This window comes from Rhodococcus sp. IEGM 1318, from assembly GCF_033142465.1.
Taxonomy (GTDB): domain Bacteria; phylum Actinomycetota; class Actinomycetes; order Mycobacteriales; family Mycobacteriaceae; genus Rhodococcus_F; species Rhodococcus_F qingshengii_B.
The window spans coordinates 404,097-422,258 of record NZ_JAWLSC010000004.1 but is presented as its reverse complement, the minus strand read 5'-3'; the positions used below and the strand labels follow the sequence as shown (position 1 = coordinate 422,258).

Genomic DNA, 18,162 nt, shown 5'->3' with positions numbered 1-18,162 from the left:
GGACTACTGACGCGGTTTCGCGAGGGGGAAGGCCAGCGTCTCGCGGATGCTGCCACCCGTGATCAGCATGACGATTCGGTCGACGCCCATCCCGAGACCACCCGTCGGCGGCATCGCGTGTTCGAGGGCTTGGAGGAAGTCCTCGTCCAATTCCATCGCTTCTGGGTCGCCGCCGGCCGCGAGCATCGACTGCTCGGTGAGCCGGTTGCGTTGATCCACGGGGTCCGTCAGCTCGCTGTACGCGGTTCCGAGTTCGACGCCCCACGCCACCAGGTCCCACTTCTCGGCGACGCCGGGGATGCTGCGGTGCGGCCGGGTGAGCGGCGACATCGAGGTGGGGAAGTTGGTGTAGAACGTCGGGAACTCGGTGTAGTCCTCGACCAGGTGCTCGTACATTTCCTGCGCAATGGCGCCGGTATCCCAGCTGGACTGGTACGGAATCTCGTTGGCGTCGCACAGCTTCTGCAGGTCTTCGAGATTCGTCTCGGGGGAGACGTCGACGCCAAGTTTTTCGGCGACGGCGCCGTGCATCGTTTTCACCGGCCACTCGCCGGAGATGTCGACCTCGACCAGTTCGCCGTCCGGGCCGGGTCGCATGATGATCTCGCGACCGAACGCTGCGACGGCCGCCGCCTGGATCAGCTCGCGGCACATCCGCATCATGCCCTCGTAGTCACTGTGCGCCTCGTACGCCTCGAGGATCGTGAACTCGGGATTGTGTTTGAAGTCGACGCCCTCGTTGCGGAACACGCGGCCGATCTCGAACACCTTTTCCATACCCGCGACGCACAGGCGCTTCAGGTACAGCTCGGGTGCGATGCGGAGATAGAGGTCGAGGTTGTACGCGTTGATGTGTGTCAGGAACGGTGCGGCGTTCGCGCCGCCGTGCACCTGCTGCAGGATCGGCGTCTCGACTTCGAGGTATCCGCGACTACCGAGTGAATCGCGCAGCGACTTCACGACGGCGCTTCGGGCCTCGAGCAGTTCGCGGGCCTTCGGGTTGAGAGCGATGTCGAGGTATCGCTGGCGGACACGGGTCTCGGGATCCGAGAGGCCCTTCCACTTGTCCGGCAGCGGGTGCAGGCACTTGCCGTTCATGCGCCATTCGGTGGCGATGAGCGACAGTTCGCCCTTGCGGCTGCGGCCGATGGTTCCGCTGACCTCGATAAGGTCACCGAGATCGAACTCGGCGGCGAACTCCGCCAATTTCTCGCGGCCGACGTTGTCCTGGTCGACCAGGACCTGAATGTCGCCGGACCAATCGCGCACGTCCGTGAACACCACTCCGCCGTAGTCGCGGACCCGCAGGAGGCGTCCCGCGATTCGCACGCGGGTGCCCTCCGGTGACTTCGCTGCCGCCGCGATCGTGTGCGTCGGCGGATAGGCGACGGGGTACGCGGCGATTCCTTCGTCGGCCAGTTGCGCGAGCTTGTTCATGCGCACCCGAACCTGCTCGGGTCGACGCGGGCCGTTGGTCGTGAACGACGGCGCCGAGTCCGGCGGACTGCCGTCGGCGTGCAGTCCTTCGGACGTCACCAGAGCGGCGGGCACCGCCACATGCGTGCCGGTGTGTTTGACGACCTGGCTCGACTTGCGCCCGAAACTGGGCAGCACCACAAAGCCTTCGGCGATGGCCGACGCGAATCCGACGCGCGGCAGTTCGCGGTTGTCTTCGAAGCAGAGGAAGCGTGGCTCCCAATCAGGCTGGTACTTCACATTCGAGCGGTACAGGGCTTCGAGCTGCCACCAGCGCGAGAAGAAGACGAGCACCGAGCGCCAAATGCGGAGGATCGGGCCGGCGCCGATGCGCGAACCTTCCTCGAATACCGAGCGGAACACGGCGAAGTTGAGCGAGACCCGTACGACGCCGATCTCGTCCGAACGTGTGGCCAACTCCGCGACCATCAGTTCGACGACTCCGTTGGGCGCAGTCGGCTTGCGGCGCATCAGGTCGAGCGACACGCCGTTCGGACCCCACGGCACGAGCGAGAGCATGCCGACGACGCTTTCGTCCTCGGTGCCTTCACCCATGACGGCCTCGACGAGGAGGCAGTCGCCGTCGAGGTGATCGCCCAATCGGCCGAGCGCCATGGAGAAGCCGCGCTCGGTATCGGTGTCGCGCCAGTCGTCGGCGCGGATGATGACGGCCGCCATGTCCTCGGGCGGGATGTCGCGATGGCGTCGCATCCGGACGGTGACGCCGTGGCGTCTCACACGGGTGACGGCCTGACGGACCGGACGCATATCGCGTCCGTTGAGATTGAACTCGCGGGTACGCAGGATCGCTTCGTCGCCGAGTTGCAGGACGCTCAAGCCCGCCTTCTTGTACGCCGTCGCTCCGGTTTCGCTGGCGCCCATGACGGCCGTCGCCCAGCCGTACTGCGACGCGAGTCCTTGCCAGGCTTCGATGGCGTGCGGCCAGGCTTCGGGATCGCCGATCGGGTCACCACTGGCGAGGCAGACGCCGATTTCGACGCGATACGTGATCGCGGCCTTGCCGCTCGGTGCGAAGATGACGGCCTTGTCGCGGCGGGTGGCGAAGTAGGCGAGGGAGTCGTCGGCACCGAAGTTCTGGATCAGCCCGCGGATCGCGGACTCGTCGTTTCCGGTGAGGGCGTTGTTGGAGCGTTGCGCGCGGAAGAGCGTCATGACGGCGGCGAGTAGTGCGATGGCGCCGAGGAGACCGAGGATCGTGTTGACGAAGACGCGTGGATGACCGTCGAACACCTCGTTGTCAACCGAAGCCGCGGCGGTGACGCGGTTCAGTGCCCACAGGAATCGTTGGTTCTGCGGCAGGTCACCTGGGAAGAGTTCGACCAGGCCCCAACCGATCACGGTCGCTACAGCCATGCCGCCGATCAGCACGCCGAGAGCTTTCCAGCCGGCGCCGCGTCGTACGCGTGTGTAGAACTCGGGCCTCGCGGCGATCAGGATTCCGATCACGATCAGTAGAACGACAACGGCCACGGCGTTGTTCGGGTTCTTGTCGACGATCGCGGAGGCGATGTTAGTGAGGGTGATCAGTGACAGGTAGATCGTCAACAGCCACCAGGCGATGCGCTTGCGGCTCGCGAGGGCAGCGGCGAGCAGGGCGACGACGAGCGCCCACGACAGGCTCGTATCCGGTGCGTCGAAGTAGTAATTGTCGATGTATTCGCGTGGGACGCGGAGGATGTGCCGCAGTACCGGCGAGATGCTCCACAGGAACACCAGTACAGAGAAGACTCCGAGGATCAGTCCCGAGATATGGGGAACCTGGCTGAACCGCCCTTTGCGGAATCGACGCGCCTGGCGCGGATTTTCGGGTGGCGATTCCACCAACTCTGCAGTGGTGTCCGATACCTCGGTCAATGGTGCCATCGAGCTTCCTCTCCTACCGGTCGATCAGATCCTCACGCTAAGTGTGGTCTGTCGTGTCCAGTTTTGTGGGAGGAGGAAGATGATTGACATGACCGACAACATTCCAGCAGTACCCATCCGCGACGAAATGATTCGGCTCGGTCAGTTTCTGAAGCTCGCGAACCTCATCGAATCGGGCGCGGAGGCCAAGGAAGTGATCGCCGACGGCATGGTTTCGGTCAACGGTGAGGTCGAAGATCGCCGTGGCCGTCAGCTTCGTGACGGCGATGTCGTCGAGATCGGCGGGATGGCCGCCAAAGTGGAAGCCCCCGCCTGATCCCGCGACTTCTGACTAGCTTTCGCGAACGACGACGCCGTCTTGGTCGCTGTAGACGATCTCGCCTGGGTTGAAGGTGACGCCGCCGATTTCGATCGGCACGTTCTTCTCACCCGAACCGGTCTGAGTGCTCTTTCGCGGGTTAGTACCCAAAGCCTTGACGCCGATGTCGAGGGTGCGCAGGATCGCCGAGTCGCGGACAGCTCCGTTGACGATGACGCCGGCCCAGCCGTTGTCGACGCCGCGGCCGGCGATGATGTCGCCGACCAGCGCGGTGTGGATGCTCGCGTCACCGTCGACGACGAGGACTCCGCCGTTGCCCGGTTCGCTGAGGGTCTGCTTCACGAGCAGGTTGTCCTGGAAGCACTTGATGGTGGTGATGGGGCCGGCAAAAACCTCACGTCCACCGAACTGGGTGAACTGCGTGTCGCAGCTGCGGATGTCGGGTCCGATCTCGTCGGCAAGGTCAGCGGTCGCTACAGGCTCGGTCATGCCCCACAGGATAGTCGGCAGCGAGCCGACCACGGGTTCCCAGACCTATGCCGCATCCGGTAGACATCGACGGTGGACACATCGCGCTGGTACCGATCGTTCGCGGAAGTGGAGGCTCGAGGGAACTCAGCGACCTACGAGGAATGGGGCCTCGGCGTATCGGAGGATCCAGCAGTCCTCGCTCTGATCGATCGACTTCCAGAACCCCGCAGGCAACCCAACCTGATATTCGGGGCGAGTCGTCACCTCGGTGCCCCGGTCGCGCCGTATGCGTCGTTTCGCCGGTGGCTGAGGGAGAACTGGTCCGAGGTGGAACAACTCGCGCGGATCCGGACTACGCAGACCAATGAAGCCGGCCGCGCTGCCGTCCTGGTTCCCGTCCTCGGATTGTTGAAAGGGCCGCTCTCACTTATCGAAGTCGGTGCCTCGGCGGGCCTGTGCCTCTATCCGGACCGCTACAGCTATCTCTATGGCAGGGAAAGGTACCTGCATCCAGTAGAAGGTCCGTCCACTGTGTTGCTCAAGTGCGCGACGACTGGCAATCCGCCGATTCCGGAGAAAGTCCCAGACGTGGTCTACCGGGCGGGTATCGACCTCAATCCACTCGATGTAAGCGATACCGACGACATGGGATGGTTGGAGAGTCTTGTGTGGCCGGAACAGGACCATCGCCGTCAGCGATTGCGCCACGCTGCTGCCCTCGCGCGTGCGGATCCGCCTCGTCTGGTTCGCGGAGATCTCACGTCGGCTGTTGCCAATCTCGTCGAACGTGCGCCACTCGACACCACGATCGTCGTCTTTCACAGCGCAGTCCTAAACTATCTGATCCCCACTGCCAGAATGGAATTCACAGAAGTTGTTCGCGCTTTGCCATGTCACTGGATCGCCAACGAAGGTATTGGAGTTCTGTCTGAAGTCGACGCCAAGCTGACCGTGGCACCCGAGGAATGTCGCGGCAAATTTGTTGTCTCTCTTGACGGCACACCCCAGGGACTAGCCGGTGGCCATGGGCAGTTCCTCGACTGGGTAGGCCAAACCAGTACGGCGCCAGTGGATTAGCAACCGGGGAGTATGCCGTTCAGCACTATGTCGGCGAGTGAGTCGGCGAACGGCCCCGGGTCTGGGACGTCCCGAACCGACATCGCGAAGATGGCCGCGCCCGCCATGATGTCGAGAAGAGCGTCGGCGTCGACACCGCTTCGGATGTCGCCGCGCTCCCTCGCCGCTTCCAGTCGACGGTTCAGTTCGACGCGGACTCCGGCCAGTTGCCGCACCACCAGAACCTCACGCAATTCCGCGTTTGTTCGCACCTCGCTCATCAGCCCGGGTGCAGCGGCTCGCGTGGCAGGAGCTGCGAACAGTGCAACCGCGCCGTGCACCAGCGCGCGGATCTGATCCGCGATCGTGCCTTCGGTGCCGAGCTCGGTGTCGATGTCCGCGCCCTGTTCGACGTCGAGCACCGGATAGATCGCGTCGTTGACGATGTGCGCCTTAGACGGCCACCGACGGTAGATCGCCGGGCGCCCCACTCCCGCACGGGTGGCGATGGCGTCGATGGACGTGCCTGCATACCCCTTTTCCTCCAACAGTTGCCTGGTCGCGTCCAGTACTGCGTCGTCGATTGCAGGGTTTCGCTGCGGGCCCAGGCGGTGCTGAGTTTCGGAATCTTTGGACATTTTGGGCAAATCCCTTGCGGTATCGCTGTGATGGCCGTTACATTCTGTCACGGCTTTAGTCGATACATATTGTATCGACTATCGGCACGTGCGCATCGGCGCCACCGAACCACGAGGAGTGGTGATGAACCTTCGAACCGAAACAGAAACCTCAGGCGAAGATCCCGACTACGCCGAATTCGCCAGACCCGGCGAATCCCGCAACGACCCGGCCGAAATGCGGCGCAGCCTCGAAGTCTGGCTCGCGACCGTGCTGTGGCGAGGCTCGAAACCCTCCGTGACCTCGGTCGAGATACCGGCCGCGAACGGCATGTCCAACGAAACTGTGCTTTTCGACGCGACGTGGATCGAGGACGGGATTCGAGGTGAGCATCGCCTGGTCGCCCGCATCGCCCCGCGAGACAGTGCGGTACCGATCTTCCCGTCGTACAACCTGGACCAGCAGTTTCGGGTCATGAGCGCCGTCGCAGCTCACACGTCGGTGCCGGTCCCGCGGGTGTACTGGTCCGAGAGCAACCCGGACGCGCTCGGCGGCGAGTTCTTCGTGATGGAACGGCGTGACGGCGAAATCCCGCCAGACGTCATGCCGTACACGTTCGGATCCTGGCTCTCGGAGGCTTCAGCGGCCGACTGTTCTCGGCTCCAGCAGTCATCGGTCCGGGTGCTCACGGAGTTGCACGCTATGGCCGATCCGCACCTGGCTCTCCCCGAGTTGTGCGGCGGCGGTGCCGAACCGACTGGGGTAGAAGCACTTCGAGCGCACCTCGAGGAGCAGCGACGCTATTACGAGTGGGCAACCGCTGACGGACCTGGATCCCCGTTGATCGAGCGTGGTTTCGACTGGATCGAGGCGAACTTCCCCACCGATGCCGGTTCCGCAGTGCTGTGCTGGGGAGACTCGCGGATCGGAAATGTCATCTACCGCGACTTCGAGCCGGCGGCGGTCCTCGACTGGGAGATGGCAACGCTGGGGCCGCGTGAGCTGGACCTCGGATGGATGATCTTCCAGCACAGGTTCTTCGAGGATCTCGCTGCCATGGCCGACCTCCCCGGAATGCCGGACTTCCTGCGTCGCGAGGACGTGGCAGATGCTTACCGCTCGCTGTCCGGCCACCAGGTATCGGATCTCGATTTCTACATCGTGTACGCCGCGTTGCGGCATGCGGTGATCATGTTCCGAGTCCAAAGCCGCGCAGTGGCTTTCGGTCAGGCCGAATTCCCCGACAACCCGGACGAGATGATCCTGCACCACAAGACGCTCGAAGCCATGCTCGACGGCACTTATTGGGAATTGCTCGCCACAGCCCCGGTCGCAACAGGAGATGCACGATGACACTGTCCCCGCTCGACGACTACCCCGTACATCAGATCGCCGAGACCATCCGCCACGTGGGCACCTCGGATCGAAACTTCTACGACCGCTACTACTTCAACTGCCATGCAGGCGTCGACGGCGACACCGAGCCGCTGTTTCTCATCATCGGTCTCGGTCAGTACCCCAATCTGGGTGTGTGCGATGGCTTTGCGGTTCTTCGGCGCGGCGAAGACCACATAGTCTTCCGGGCATCCCGAGCCTTGGGCGACGATCGTATGGACCTGTCAGTAGGCCCGTTGAGGATTGAGATCATCGAGGGTCTGCACCGTCTGCGGGTGATGTTGGACCCGAGTCCCGAAGCGCCGGACCTGAGCTTCGACCTCACATTCGAGTCCGACGGCCCCGCTAATCTCGAGGCCAGGCATTTTCACCGTCAGTTGGAACGAGTCACCTTCGATACTCAACGATTCGTGCAGACCGGAACATGGTCCGGATCACTGACCGTCGACGGCGACGTCATCCCAGTCACCCCGGAGACGTGGCGGGGTAATCGCGACCGATCCTGGGGTGTTCGACCGGTCGGCGAAGCGGAACCTCCTGGACGCAAGGCGGATCCGTCGATCGCCGGTAGTCAGAACTTTTTCTGGATCTACTCGATCATGCAATTCGGTGACTTCACCATCGTCACGGTCGTTCAAGAAGATCAGCAGGGACGCCGAATCCTCGAGGATGCGACACGCGTCTGGGCGGACCGTTCGCGGGAGCCGGAGTGGTTGGGTCGACCCGACCACCAACTCACCTTCATTTCCGGTACACGCGAGGTGAAGAGCGGAACTCTGTACTTCCGGCGCACCGGTGCACCAGGCGAATCCGACCACATCCTGGAGATCACCTGTGAACCAATACTGCCCAATTACATCGGTGTCGGCACAGGCTACGGACTCGAGCAGGATTGGCGCCACGGGATGTGGCAGGGCGAACTGGTGGTTCAAGGCCTGCGAGAAAAGGTTTCGGACATCGAACCGTGGAAGAAGATGCTGTGCCCAGTCGACAACTTGGCCCGGTTCACCCTCGTCGAGGACGGCGTAACGCGCACCGGGACAGGCCTGTTCGAGGTAGCAGTGATCGGACCTCACCAGCGATACGGATTCACCGGAATCGGTGACGTCGCACCGTAACCACAGCTCACCAAACCACAAAGAGAGGTACTGCCACATGTCCACAAGATCACGAATGTTGTTCGCTCGCACTGCGAAGGCCGCCGCCCTTGTTGTCGCCGGAGGTCTGTTGTTTGCCGCTCCCGCCACGGCCATCCCGCTCGACCTGGGTTCTCTGAACACGGGATCGCTCGGATCGATCGATCTCGGCTCGCTCGATCCTGTGCTCGCGCCGACACCGAACTTGGCCTCCGTGGCCAATTTTCGCGACATCGCCGGTAACGACGGTAAGGGATACGCCACCGTCGACGGCTTACACCTCAAGCGCGGCGTCATCTACCGGTCCAATGCGCTGACCGCGACCAGCGACGCAGACAAGACGACGCTCGCCGGCCTCGGACTTGCCGACGCCTATGACCTGCGCGGCGCAACCGAGATCTCCAACCCGTTCATCGGTGGCGCAGACAAGCTCCCGGACGGCGTGACGTACACGAATATCCCGATCGAGTTCAAGGATCTCACCCAGCTCGCGACAACGATCAAGTCGCCGGAGGAGGCCAAGCAGTTCTTGGTCGATACCAACCGTAGTTTTGTCACCGATCCCGTGCGCCGGGCCGGCTTCAAGCAGGTTCTCTCGGACATCGCTGCGAGTGACGGTGTGCAGTTGTTCCATTGCACCTCGGGTAAGGACCGCACGGGTTGGACCGCGATGTTGCTGCAGTCCATCGCCGGTGTCCCCGCCCAGACGATCATGGACGACTATTTGTTGAGCAACACCTACCTTCAGGCGACCAACCAGAAGATTCTCGCGCAGATCTCTCAGGCACTGAGTCCGCAGGTGGCGACCAATCTCGAGCCCGCTCTCGGTGTCGACGCTTCGTACCTGGAGGCAGGTCTCGCACAGATCGTCAGCGACTACGGAACCGTCGATGGTTATCTCACCGCAGGTCTCGGACTCACTCCGGACACGATCGCGCTTCTGAAGGCCAAGCTGGTCGGCTAGTTTCACGCTGTTAAAACGCTTGAACGAACGTGTACCAGTCGCCGTCGAACTCCTGGTAACCGATCTCGCCGTCGCGGCGGGGCTTGCCGAGATATGGTGCGCCGTCAGGTAAGTACGCCAATCCGATTGAATCGATCAGACCGCCCTCGATGTGGAAGCGGCACCCGTTGCCGACGGGCCAGACCTGCAGGACCCGATAGACGCCAATTGTTTGGTTGTCCATCGACTTCTGGCAATCCGCGGCGACTGCTTCGAGTGAATCTTTCGACAATGCAAACGCAACATGCGAAGGGACGGACAACGTCACGAGCGCGCCGGTGACGAGGACTATCACCGGCGCGATTGTGCTCAAACGCAGTGTCTTGTACTTCATCCAACCAATCAGGCTGAGTATCAACCACACTCCACCCAAACCGAGCAATACTGAGGTGGCGAGCGCAAAGAACGGAAAGTACACAACCGGCGGCATGAAGGACCACACGATGACCCCGCACGTGAGGGCGGCAAGCACTGCGGTGACAATCGCTGTCACCTTCCACCAAGATGCCGGGCCTCCACCGTCGGTCATCGGATCGCCGCTAGTCATCGGATAACCCTTGCACAATGTAGTAACTGCGGAGCTGCAACGAATGGAATTGTCCCACTGATATACGTCGGGGTCGTCGTGCGTAGATCCGCGAATTGAACATTTTCGGTGCCGGTCAGTCCTCTATCGCCTGAGGGTATGGTCGGATTGTGAACCAGGATCTGATCATTCGCCGCTACCAGCCCTCGGATGAGGACGTGGTCGTCGACCTGTGGTCTCGTGCAGCCCGCGAAGCGCATCCGTTCCTTGCGGGTGAGGGGACCGGTGAACGGGAGCAGAAGATGCGAGAGGTTTATCTGATTCAGGCCGACAATTGGGTGGCTGAACACAAGTCCGAAGTCGTTGGCCTGTTGGGAATGATCGGCTCCGAAATCGGGGGACTGTTCGTCGCGCCGGCATCACAAGGGTTGGGTGTCGGGCGGGCGTTGGTCGAACACGCTTCCACCATGCACGGCGAGGTGACACTCGAGGTTTACACCCTCAACGATCGCGCCCGCAGGTTCTATGAGCTGATGGAGTTCGAAGAAGAGGGGCGTCGACTCGACGCCGAGACGAACCACGAATTGATCACCCTGCGTCGCACGGGTCGAGACTCATCCTTCGCGCCGGCATGAGAGATACGGATCAGCCCAGCACGGGCCTGACATTGTGCACCGATCTGACGGCTACCGATTGGCTGGTCGATCAGGATTTGCCTTGGTATCAATTGGCAGGGCGCGGCCCGATCGGATTTCCGAAGTATGCGCGCTTGCGGTTCATCCCCGATCCGAGCTTTCCCGGTCAGAAATCCAATGATGTCGATTTCGATCAAACCGGGCCGGAAGAGAAAGTGCTGATCGGCTATGCCCTGGATGTGTTGTCCAGTTACACAACCACACCTGACGAGTGCTATTTCTGTATGTGGACCGGGTGGGAGTCGGCGGTCGGTGATGACGTTCCGCGGTTCGAGATCCCCAATCGCGACTACTGGCTCTTTCGTGGAACGCTTGCCGACTACGCCGATTGGAGCGTGGAAAACTCAGCTCGTTGGCCGTGGGGTTCTTCCCCTGATCCGGCCTTCATCTGGCCGGCTGATCATGCCTGGTGCATTACCAATGATGTGGATCCACATTTCGCGATCATCGCCGCCCCCGAGGAAGCGATCACACGAATTGTGGCCGATACGCGGATCGACGCCGTGCTCGACGACCCGGATATCGTCCCGCCGTACTGGTACTGACGCCAGATCGCTGACAGTTGTCGAGTTCTGTCAGCAGGGTGTCCTAGCGCGATTACGCTTTGGCCTGCTGGTCTGCCTGGAGGTGCTTGACCGGACATCCGGCGGGGAAGGTGCCGAGGTCTTCGACCTTGTATCCGCTCGGGTAGCTGCGGATGTTGGGCAGCTCGCGGGCGAATTTCCGCTTCGTGCGTACCGGGAAGAAGCGCAGCAGACGCGCACGGACCTTCAGCGCACCGCGTGAGACGACGCGCATCGCAGTGCTCGGGTGCTTGTAGTGGAAGGCGTCGAGTAGGTGATCGTCCATGAGGGCGAACGCGAATCCCTTGACCAGAGCCTTCGGCGCCAGGTTGTTGGGCGGGAAGGTGCACATCAGGTCGAGGGTGGAATCAGCGACGGCCCGGGCGCCGGGATCGAATGAAAAGTGTTCGCGCTCATAGTCGTCGAGAAGTTTGACGAATCCTGCGTAGGTGTCAGGAGTGTCTTTGATGTTCATGTACCTGCCCAAGTGGCGGTAATAGTTCGTCGACCCGACGATCTCGTTCTCGGTCATTTTTCGCCAGCCGTACTCGTCGAGCCATCTGACCGGCGTGACGACGAAGGTGGCCAGGACGTAGAGCATGTCGTCGTTGGAGATGTCGTACGAGCCGTGCATCTGATTCATTCGACGGACGCTCTTGCGGCCTTCGGTGCTGCTGAGGCCGTGCTCGAGGATGGCGTCGAGGATCAGGCTGGTGTCGTCGTAGCGTTTCTGAACCTTGTCGGTGAACTCGCCCGTGGAGAAAAGGAGCTTGCCGATGGAGGGGACTGCGTACGTACGAAACAGCGCGAAGCTGAGCGCTTGATTGATGTCCCAGGGAAACTCCTGCGCCGCGAGGATGCGCGACATCTCTTCGTAATCGGTTTCGGGATCGAGTCGATCCGTGCGACTGCGGAGGTCGTAGCGCTTCATCTGAACACTCCCTGAGACTGGTCTGCGCGCGGCAGAGGTAGGTGTGAGCTGCACCACCGACTGTAGTTCTGACAACACGCGTTGTCTAGGGGGTGTGAATAGTCGTCTTTCCTTCGTTTCGGGCGTTGTACCAGGGGTATCCGGAAAGTGTTGTCGACCCGAGGAGCAGCTATGAGCGTCACACGCACGGCCGGGGTTTTTGCGGCCATCGGACTACCGATTGCCGCGAGCGTCATGTTCGCCGGAGTCGCCTCGGCTGATCCGCCCCATCCTTTCGGCGGCGCCGCCGTCACCATCGGGTGTCCGAATCAGGGGTCGCTGGCTTCGTTGACCGGTCTCACCGGCCAGTCCGGACCAGAGGCCAATCCGCCCATTGCCAAGGGCGACATTCGCTTCGATTCGTTCCCGGCAGCTGCGCCTATCCCGGCGGCCGGTCAGGTCACTGTTGCGTGGGTTAACACAGACACCGGCAAGTCCGGAATCGTCGACCTGGTAGGGACGTACCCGTATCTGTCCGCGACGGTGAATACCGGCGTCGGCAATGTCGTTGCGACGGCGTTCGGTTCGATCAACTGGGGCAGTAGTCCGATCTGCCAGTCGAATCCGACTATCGGCAGGTTCATAGCCTGATCGTCACAGCCCGAACAGGCAAGGGTTGGCGGTATCGCGTGATTATCTGTCATCTCGGAGATACCGCCGTGCCCGTCCCATCCCATATTCTGAAACATGTTAGGTGAAGGCATATTTCAGGGATGGAAAAGGTGGCGACGTGGACGGGTCGAGCGCGCGTCAGTTGATGAGCCAGATGCTCGTCGAGAAACGAAACAGTCTTGCGCCCGAAAAGGTCGGCATGCGCTGCGAGGGTTCTCGCCGCATGCACGGCCTCAGTCGGCGTGATGTCGCACAGATCGCCGACATCAGTTTCAATCACTATCAGCGGCTGGAACAGGGTACGTCCGTTGGTGTTTCGGCTCCGGTCATCGTACGTATCTGCGACGCCTTGTTGATGGAAGACGATGAGAAGGCGCGCATGCTGGCGTTGCACCAGGCATGGGCGCGCCCTCGTCGACCTCGGTCCGGACCTCAGGCCGCCGGTGAAATCTCCGGTAGGCAGCGGGCCAGTTCGTCCGGCGTGTAGAAGTAACTCCCGGCGCTCACCGGAGCGCACGGGGCCGCAAATGCTGTCTCGCGCTCGTTGTAGAGCATTCGGACCACGCGCTTACCGTCCGGTCCGCCGAACACGTCCCACTGCACGTTGGCGGCCATCGGGCTGACATTCGCTCCGCGCCAGAGATTGTTCGCGTAGGTGTAGAGATCGTCCTCGGCTTGTGAGACGGTGCTTCCCGGCAGTTTCAAGAGCGCCGCGAAGGGGATGATCGTTTCTGCGTGTGCAAACCGGAAGTCCGCTCCCGGGACGGCGGCGTCGCCGGTGCAACATCGCCGGCGACGGCTGGAAACGCACCGGTCAGGCCCTGAGCGAAGTTCTCAGCGCTGTCCACAGCACGGTCGACACCCGACGAGGTCAACGTGATGGCTCCCTGTTGCGCTGCGATGGCGTCGAACAGTTGGGGGAGGCGTTCGGTGACCCGCGCCCCGAGCTGCCGGTGTTCGGTGACCCCGAGCCCGCTGAGGTTGCCGTATCCGAGCTTTTTGTTGGCGGCCATGAGATCACGAAGCGCCGGACCGAACTCCTTGCCGACGGGAGTCAATGCGTTCTCGGCTTCTGCGATTTCCCACAGCTGCAGGCTCAGGTCGTCGTACTTCAGGCTCGACAGTGCCCGGGAACCTTGGCGTGCAACGCTTTCCGTGTACACCGGGGAGTATCCCGTCGGCGGGGCCTGATAGTCGGCGACGCGTTGGCCGGGGGAGTACGGCGTCTTGGACGTGAAGCCGCCGTCGGTCGACGCCGGAGTCTCGGCCGAGCCGGAACTCGAACCAGCGTCGAGCGAGCCCAAGGGTGACGCCGTGGCGATGGACTGAGCGCCACAGGTGACAAGCACGAGTCCGAGCGCGCCGGCAGCCGCCAGCAAACCGAAGCGTGAGCTTCGCATGGTGTGTGAGTTCTCTCCATCGGTGCCGAGGTGGCACGACGGAAGGAAAGTTAGAACAGCTAAGCGTCCGAATTGCACCTATTTGCCTTTGCCCATGTGTGGATGGACGCGGGGTTACAAGTTTCGGATCCGAGGAGCTCAGGAAGGTTTGGCAGCAATCCCGATCGACACGGACAGCGACAACGCGATGAGTGTCATGGCCAGCCACTGGTAGCTCTTGGGCGTCGGCTGCTTCTTACGTCCGAACTTGCTCACTGATGTCTCCCGTTTCTCCGTGGGTACTCAGCACATATTACTGTTCCATTACCCCGATGGCGCGGTCGACCGGGAACTGTGCGCGATCAGACAGCAGGCGGACCGAAAGAGGCCCGCCTGCCGTTGTCGATCAGGAGGTCGTGCGCAATTCCCGTCGCAGGATCTTGCCGGTGACGGTCTTAGGCAGTTCCTCCACGAGCACCACGGATCGTGGGTATTTGTACGCCGCCATCCGTTGCTTGCAGTGATCGATCAGTTCGTCCGGCGTCACCGAGGCCTCCGCGACGAGGCTGACGAACGCCTTCACGGTCTCACCGCGGTATTCGTCGGCGATCCCGACGACGGCCGCCTCCCGGACTGCGGGGTGCTCGGCAAGGACGTCCTCGACCTCGCGTGGCCACACCTTGTAGCCGGACGCGATGATCATGTCCTTCTTACGGTCGACGACGTAGAACCAACCCGCTTCGTCCATGAACCCAACGTCGCCGGTGTGGAACCACCCGTCGCGAATGGCCGACGCACTCTCCTCCGGCTTGTTCCAGTAACCGCGCACAACCTGTGGACCACGGACGACCAGTTCGCCGATCTCTCCGATCGGCAGGACCGCACCGCCCTCGTCTTCGATGCGGACGACGGTGTTCGGCACCGGAACGCCGACGGACAGTGCGCCGGACGTGGGATCGACCGGAGTATCCGCGCCGACGGGAACGGCATGGGTCGGCGACGTCGTCTCGGTCAGCCCGTAGATGTTGTGCAGCGCAGCACCGGTCATGGCTCGGACGGCCTCAGCGGCTGTCGGCGAGATGGGTGCGCCGCCGGAATACAGCAACCGCATGGAGGTGAAGTCTTCCGGCGCGCAACCCGGAGTGTTGAGCAGTGCGGTGAACGCGGTGATCGCGCCGACTGTGAATGTCGGGCGGTGCTCACGAATCGCGTCGAGCATTACCTCGGGCTGGAAGCGGTAGGCCAGCACCAGCGGCATTCTCGCCAGCACCGACACCGCGATGTGACCGATCAACCCAGTGATGTGGAAGAGCGGTGCGACGCCGAGAACCGTGTCTTTCGGGGTGAGCCCTAGCCAGTCACGGTAGACCTGGGCGTTGAAAGTCATGTTCGCATGAGAGGTCATCGCTCCCTTCGGCGGACCTGTGGTTCCCGACGTATATGTCAGTACCGCAATGTCTTCCGGTGCAGCGTCGGTAGTGATCGGATCGCCGAGACGGTGCTCGTCGATCAGTGTCGCGAGATCGTCGGTACCGAGATCCTTCTTCACGATTCCGTCGAAAATCCTCGGATCGTTGCGACTTTGGTACTCGAGTTCCGAGGTGGTGATGACTCGCCTGACCGGCGAGTCGGCGACGACATTGCGGCCGACGGACTCGTAGAGCCCCTCGAGAGCGATCAGAACCGCTGCTCCGGAATCTTCGAGTTGGTATCCCAGTTCTCGTTCACGGCTCATGGGATTGATCGAGACTGCGACGCCGCCGGCTTTCCAGATCCCGGCGAGGGCGAGTACGAATTGCGGAACGTTCTGCAGGAAGAGCGCGACACGGTCTCCCTTCGCCAGGCCACCTGCTCGGAGTGCGCGGGCCAGGGCGTCACTCTGCTGATCCAGTTCGGCGAAACTGAGTTGACCGTCGAAGTACTTCACGGCCGTGGCGTCCGGATCAAAGCGAACCGTGGCCGCCAACATTTCGAGCATTGTGGGATGTTCGACGTCGATGTCGGGGGGAACGTCGTTGCGGTACAACGCCAACCAAGGGCGATCTTCGTATGTCATTTGATGGCAACCGGATTCACGGGAGAGCCGCTGGCCTTGGCAACCTTGAGCGGTGCGGCGACGTACAAGAACGTGTATTGGCCGTCGGATGCGCAGTCTGCAGCCAGCTTCTCCAGATCGCAGATCTCGGTGAAAACCACGCCGAGATTGCGCATCAATGCGTTGTGGAGAACCAGTGCCACACCGTTTTCGGGGTCGGTGGTGACCTCGTTGGCAATGGTGTCGGTGACCAGGTTCGGAATCTCCATGTCTTGGAACCACTGGACGAGTTCGGGGCTGTAGATCAAGCCGGGCTCGCAGAAGCCCTCGTAGAAGGCTTCGCCCTGGTCGAAGAACAGCTTGAGGAAGTTGGTACGTATGACGAGGATGTCACGCTTCTCGATAGTCACGCCCTGCGACTTTGCGCACGCCAAAAGGTCATGGTGCGTGAAGGTTTCGGCCTTGTCGAGGTTTTCCTTGCCGCGGAACTTCGCCATGTCGAGCAGTACCGCCCGCCCGACGACGCCGCGGTCGGCAATCGGTTCGACGCTGGCCTTCTCCAGGCCGCCGACAGTGGTATCAGCCGAGTATCCGTTCCACAGGGCACCGTCGTACCAGACGTGGCCGAGTGCGTCGTACTGCGTCGAGCCCTGCAGGAACGCATCGATCTTGTCGTCCGCGTAATGCAGACCGCCGGGGAAGTTGGGGGCGTCGTCGCCGTCCCAGCTGCTCTCGTCGAAGATCTGTGTGCGCTCGGCGGGGCTGCGTCCCGGCCACACCGGATCACCCTTGGGATCGCCGATAAGACGTTGGAGTGTGAACACGGAACCCTGCTTGATGGTTCCGACGCCACGAAGAACCTGTCCGGCGTCGAGGTAGTTCAGTGAACCGACCTCGTCGGACTCTCCCCACTTGCCCCAGTTGCTGGGTGCGTCGCGCAGGAGTTCTCCAAGATATGGCGCCTCGGTCATGGTGATTCGATCCTCTCGCTACCGACACCGAACGATCGCTCGGGCGGACCTGGGTTTTTGTGATTGACATCATGTTCAGGCCGATAATCAGTAGTCAACAGGATCGACGATTGCCGTGGTCATCGCATTGTTGGAAATCCTATGTTCGGGAATACTGAACACTATGACCGAATTCGAGAACGCCGTCCTGATCGGGGCGTCGATCCGGCAAGCGCGGCGTCACAGCGGGCTCTCGCTGCGCGAATTGGCCAGGCGTCTCGATGTCAGCCCGGCGACGCTCAGTGCTGTCGAGACCGGAAAGACCAGAGTCAGCGTCGACAGGTTGGCGGCAATCGGAGGGATCCTGGGAGTGCGTTTCGACGCTCTGCTTCCGGCTGCGATAGTGCGCCCCGCAGAGCAGCCGCGATGGGGAGGCGACGACGCCGACCCGGATGCACATTTTCGCCCGAACGAGTGGCGAAGGTTCGGCCCGAGTTCGTTCGATCCGGTGTTGGCGGCGGCGCTCGCGGAGATGGTGAAGACCGGGTATCACGGCGCTGCGATGCGTGAGATCGCCAAACGTGCGCAGATGAGTGTTCCGGGTCTGTATCACCACTATTCGAGTAAGCAACAGATGTTGGCCGAGATTCTCGAGCTCACCATGGCCGAGCTCAACACGAGATCGTTGGCGGCTATCGACGAGGGTGGAAGTCCCGACGAAAGGCTGGCTTTCCTTGTCGAATGTGTGACCTTGTTCCATATCTATCGCCGCGATCAAGGATTCCTCGGTGCCAGCGAAATGCGCAGTCTCACAGACGAGAACAGATTGCGCATCACGGAATCACGCAACTACCAGCAATGGTTGATGACGAAGCAAGTCGACGACGGAATTGCCGCGGGTGTGTTCGGGACGGATCGACCGCGACAGGCTGCGCGTGCAATCGTCGTGATGTGTGTCTCTGTTGCGCAATGGTATCGGCCGAGCGGACCGCAAACGCCCGAGGAAATTGCACGCGACTATGCGCGTTTTGCGCTCGATCTGGTGCGCTGCGATCGACCGTGACGGACGTCATC

19 protein-coding genes are annotated in these 18,162 nt (G+C 61.9%); 10 read left to right on the top strand and 9 right to left on the bottom strand.

Annotated features, from left to right (window positions below):
* Positions 1 to 3: 3 nt before the first annotated feature.
* Positions 4 to 3,360, bottom strand: a complete 3,357-nt coding sequence (gene lysX, locus R4P65_RS12895) for a bifunctional lysylphosphatidylglycerol synthetase/lysine--tRNA ligase LysX (RefSeq protein ID WP_317826759.1) — start codon at positions 3,358 to 3,360, stop codon at positions 4 to 6.
* Positions 3,361 to 3,448: 88 nt separating this feature from the next.
* On the opposite strand from lysX, the gene R4P65_RS12890 reads away from it, so the two are divergent.
* A complete protein-coding gene (locus R4P65_RS12890; protein ID WP_003943569.1) occupies positions 3,449 to 3,676 on the top strand; it encodes an RNA-binding S4 domain-containing protein in 228 nt (75 codons plus the stop codon).
* A gap of 15 nt (positions 3,677 to 3,691) precedes the next feature.
* Here the strand turns inward: R4P65_RS12890 and rraA are convergent, their stop codons facing one another.
* The gene (rraA, locus tag R4P65_RS12885) at positions 3,692 to 4,168 is read right to left on the bottom strand and encodes a ribonuclease E activity regulator RraA (RefSeq protein WP_003943552.1); all 477 of its coding nucleotides are present in this window, start codon (positions 4,166 to 4,168) and stop codon (positions 3,692 to 3,694) included.
* 72 nt (positions 4,169 to 4,240) lie between these two features.
* Between rraA and R4P65_RS12880 the strand changes: the two genes are divergently transcribed.
* On the top strand, positions 4,241 to 5,227 hold the full coding sequence (locus tag R4P65_RS12880; RefSeq protein ID WP_317826758.1) for a DUF2332 domain-containing protein: 987 nt from the start codon (positions 4,241 to 4,243) through the stop codon (positions 5,225 to 5,227).
* On the opposite strand, the gene R4P65_RS12875 is transcribed toward R4P65_RS12880, so the two are convergent.
* A complete protein-coding gene (locus R4P65_RS12875) occupies positions 5,224 to 5,844 on the bottom strand; it encodes a TetR/AcrR family transcriptional regulator (protein ID WP_317826757.1) in 621 nt (206 codons plus the stop codon). The two genes, R4P65_RS12880 and R4P65_RS12875, sit on opposite strands and share 4 nt — an antisense overlap.
* Positions 5,845 to 5,968: 124 nt before the next feature.
* Between R4P65_RS12875 and R4P65_RS12870 the strand changes: the two genes are divergently transcribed.
* Genes R4P65_RS12870 through R4P65_RS12860 form a run of 3 tightly spaced genes read left to right on the top strand, consistent with a single transcriptional unit; the run spans position 5,969 to position 9,319 of the window.
* Positions 5,969 to 7,177, top strand: coding sequence for a phosphotransferase family protein (locus R4P65_RS12870; protein ID WP_317826756.1), 1,209 nt, complete (start codon positions 5,969 to 5,971; stop codon positions 7,175 to 7,177).
* Positions 7,174 to 8,337 carry a hypothetical protein gene (locus R4P65_RS12865; protein ID WP_317826755.1) on the top strand — a complete coding sequence of 388 codons (1,164 nt, stop codon included), beginning with the start codon at positions 7,174 to 7,176 and terminating at the stop codon, positions 8,335 to 8,337. The genes R4P65_RS12870 and R4P65_RS12865 overlap by 4 nt, the downstream gene beginning before the upstream one ends.
* Before the next feature lie 37 nt (positions 8,338 to 8,374).
* A complete protein-coding gene (locus tag R4P65_RS12860) occupies positions 8,375 to 9,319 on the top strand; it encodes a tyrosine-protein phosphatase (protein ID WP_317826754.1) in 945 nt (314 codons plus the stop codon).
* 10 nt (positions 9,320 to 9,329) lie between these two features.
* Here R4P65_RS12860 and R4P65_RS12855 read toward each other — a convergent pair whose 3' ends face one another.
* Positions 9,330 to 9,905: a hypothetical protein gene (locus R4P65_RS12855; RefSeq protein ID WP_317826753.1), complete on the bottom strand. Its 576-nt coding sequence runs from the start codon at positions 9,903 to 9,905 to the stop codon at positions 9,330 to 9,332.
* Positions 9,906 to 10,054: 149 nt separating this feature from the next.
* On the opposite strand from R4P65_RS12855, the gene R4P65_RS12850 reads away from it, so the two are divergent.
* Positions 10,055 to 10,519, top strand: coding sequence for a GNAT family N-acetyltransferase (locus R4P65_RS12850; RefSeq protein WP_317826752.1), 465 nt, complete (start codon positions 10,055 to 10,057; stop codon positions 10,517 to 10,519).
* Complete coding sequence (locus R4P65_RS12845) at positions 10,516 to 11,124, top strand: hypothetical protein (RefSeq protein WP_230816137.1); 609 nt, start codon at positions 10,516 to 10,518, stop codon at positions 11,122 to 11,124. The genes R4P65_RS12850 and R4P65_RS12845 overlap by 4 nt, the downstream gene beginning before the upstream one ends.
* 52 nt (positions 11,125 to 11,176) lie before the next feature.
* Here the strand turns inward: R4P65_RS12845 and R4P65_RS12840 are convergent, their stop codons facing one another.
* Positions 11,177 to 12,073, bottom strand: coding sequence for an oxygenase MpaB family protein (locus R4P65_RS12840; protein ID WP_317826751.1), 897 nt, complete (start codon positions 12,071 to 12,073; stop codon positions 11,177 to 11,179).
* A 171-nt stretch (positions 12,074 to 12,244) separates the two neighbouring features.
* Here R4P65_RS12840 and R4P65_RS12835 point away from each other — a divergent pair, with 171 nt between their 5' ends.
* On the top strand, positions 12,245 to 12,703 hold the full coding sequence (locus tag R4P65_RS12835; protein WP_230816135.1) for a hypothetical protein: 459 nt from the start codon (positions 12,245 to 12,247) through the stop codon (positions 12,701 to 12,703).
* A 139-nt stretch (positions 12,704 to 12,842) separates the two neighbouring features.
* Positions 12,843 to 13,211 carry a helix-turn-helix transcriptional regulator gene (locus R4P65_RS12830; protein WP_317826750.1) on the top strand — a complete coding sequence of 123 codons (369 nt, stop codon included), beginning with the start codon at positions 12,843 to 12,845 and terminating at the stop codon, positions 13,209 to 13,211.
* On the opposite strand, the gene R4P65_RS12825 is transcribed toward R4P65_RS12830, so the two are convergent.
* The 4 genes from R4P65_RS12825 to R4P65_RS12810 all read right to left on the bottom strand — a co-directional run bounded on the left by R4P65_RS12825 (position 13,157) and on the right by R4P65_RS12810 (position 17,109).
* A complete protein-coding gene (locus R4P65_RS12825) occupies positions 13,157 to 13,429 on the bottom strand; it encodes a hypothetical protein (protein ID WP_317826749.1) in 273 nt (90 codons plus the stop codon). The two genes, R4P65_RS12830 and R4P65_RS12825, sit on opposite strands and share 55 nt — an antisense overlap.
* Positions 13,426 to 14,124 (bottom strand): histidine-type phosphatase, encoded by a 699-nt coding sequence (locus tag R4P65_RS12820; RefSeq protein WP_317826748.1) that lies wholly within the window; start codon positions 14,122 to 14,124, stop codon positions 13,426 to 13,428. The genes R4P65_RS12825 and R4P65_RS12820 overlap by 4 nt, the downstream gene beginning before the upstream one ends.
* Before the next feature lie 385 nt (positions 14,125 to 14,509).
* Positions 14,510 to 16,159, bottom strand: a complete 1,650-nt coding sequence (locus R4P65_RS12815; protein WP_317826747.1) for a long-chain fatty acid--CoA ligase — start codon at positions 16,157 to 16,159, stop codon at positions 14,510 to 14,512.
* Complete coding sequence (locus R4P65_RS12810; protein ID WP_230816131.1) at positions 16,156 to 17,109, bottom strand: cyclase family protein; 954 nt, start codon at positions 17,107 to 17,109, stop codon at positions 16,156 to 16,158. Before R4P65_RS12810 ends, R4P65_RS12815 begins: the two co-directional genes overlap by 4 nt.
* A 163-nt stretch (positions 17,110 to 17,272) precedes the next feature.
* On the opposite strand from R4P65_RS12810, the gene R4P65_RS12805 reads away from it, so the two are divergent.
* The gene (locus R4P65_RS12805; protein WP_317826746.1) at positions 17,273 to 18,151 is read left to right on the top strand and encodes a TetR family transcriptional regulator; all 879 of its coding nucleotides are present in this window, start codon (positions 17,273 to 17,275) and stop codon (positions 18,149 to 18,151) included.
* The last annotated feature ends 11 nt before the right edge of the window (positions 18,152 to 18,162 follow it).

Excerpts from the sequence above, each read along its gene's own strand:
- R4P65_RS12835 (WP_230816135.1), top strand. The coding sequence starts at position 12,245 with ATGAGCGTCACACGCACGGCCGGGGTTTTTGCGGCCATCGGACTACCG.
- R4P65_RS12845 (WP_230816137.1), top strand. The coding sequence starts at position 10,516 with ATGAGAGATACGGATCAGCCCAGCACGGGCCTGACATTGTGCACCGAT.
- rraA (WP_003943552.1), bottom strand. The coding sequence starts at position 4,168 with ATGACCGAGCCTGTAGCGACCGCTGACCTTGCCGACGAGATCGGACCC.
- R4P65_RS12810 (WP_230816131.1), bottom strand. The coding sequence starts at position 17,109 with ATGACCGAGGCGCCATATCTTGGAGAACTCCTGCGCGACGCACCCAGC.
- lysX (WP_317826759.1), bottom strand. The coding sequence starts at position 3,360 with ATGGCACCATTGACCGAGGTATCGGACACCACTGCAGAGTTGGTGGAA.
- R4P65_RS12890 (WP_003943569.1), top strand. The coding sequence starts at position 3,449 with ATGACCGACAACATTCCAGCAGTACCCATCCGCGACGAAATGATTCGG.
- R4P65_RS12870 (WP_317826756.1), top strand. The coding sequence starts at position 5,969 with ATGAACCTTCGAACCGAAACAGAAACCTCAGGCGAAGATCCCGACTAC.
- R4P65_RS12875 (WP_317826757.1), bottom strand. The coding sequence starts at position 5,844 with ATGTCCAAAGATTCCGAAACTCAGCACCGCCTGGGCCCGCAGCGAAAC.
- R4P65_RS12855 (WP_317826753.1), bottom strand. The coding sequence starts at position 9,905 with ATGACTAGCGGCGATCCGATGACCGACGGTGGAGGCCCGGCATCTTGG.
- R4P65_RS12865 (WP_317826755.1), top strand. The coding sequence starts at position 7,174 with ATGACACTGTCCCCGCTCGACGACTACCCCGTACATCAGATCGCCGAG.
- R4P65_RS12805 (WP_317826746.1), top strand. The coding sequence starts at position 17,273 with ATGACCGAATTCGAGAACGCCGTCCTGATCGGGGCGTCGATCCGGCAA.
- R4P65_RS12860 (WP_317826754.1), top strand. The coding sequence starts at position 8,375 with ATGTCCACAAGATCACGAATGTTGTTCGCTCGCACTGCGAAGGCCGCC.
- R4P65_RS12820 (WP_317826748.1), bottom strand. The coding sequence starts at position 14,124 with ATGCGAAGCTCACGCTTCGGTTTGCTGGCGGCTGCCGGCGCGCTCGGA.
- R4P65_RS12815 (WP_317826747.1), bottom strand. The coding sequence starts at position 16,159 with ATGACATACGAAGATCGCCCTTGGTTGGCGTTGTACCGCAACGACGTT.
- R4P65_RS12840 (WP_317826751.1), bottom strand. The coding sequence starts at position 12,073 with ATGAAGCGCTACGACCTCCGCAGTCGCACGGATCGACTCGATCCCGAA.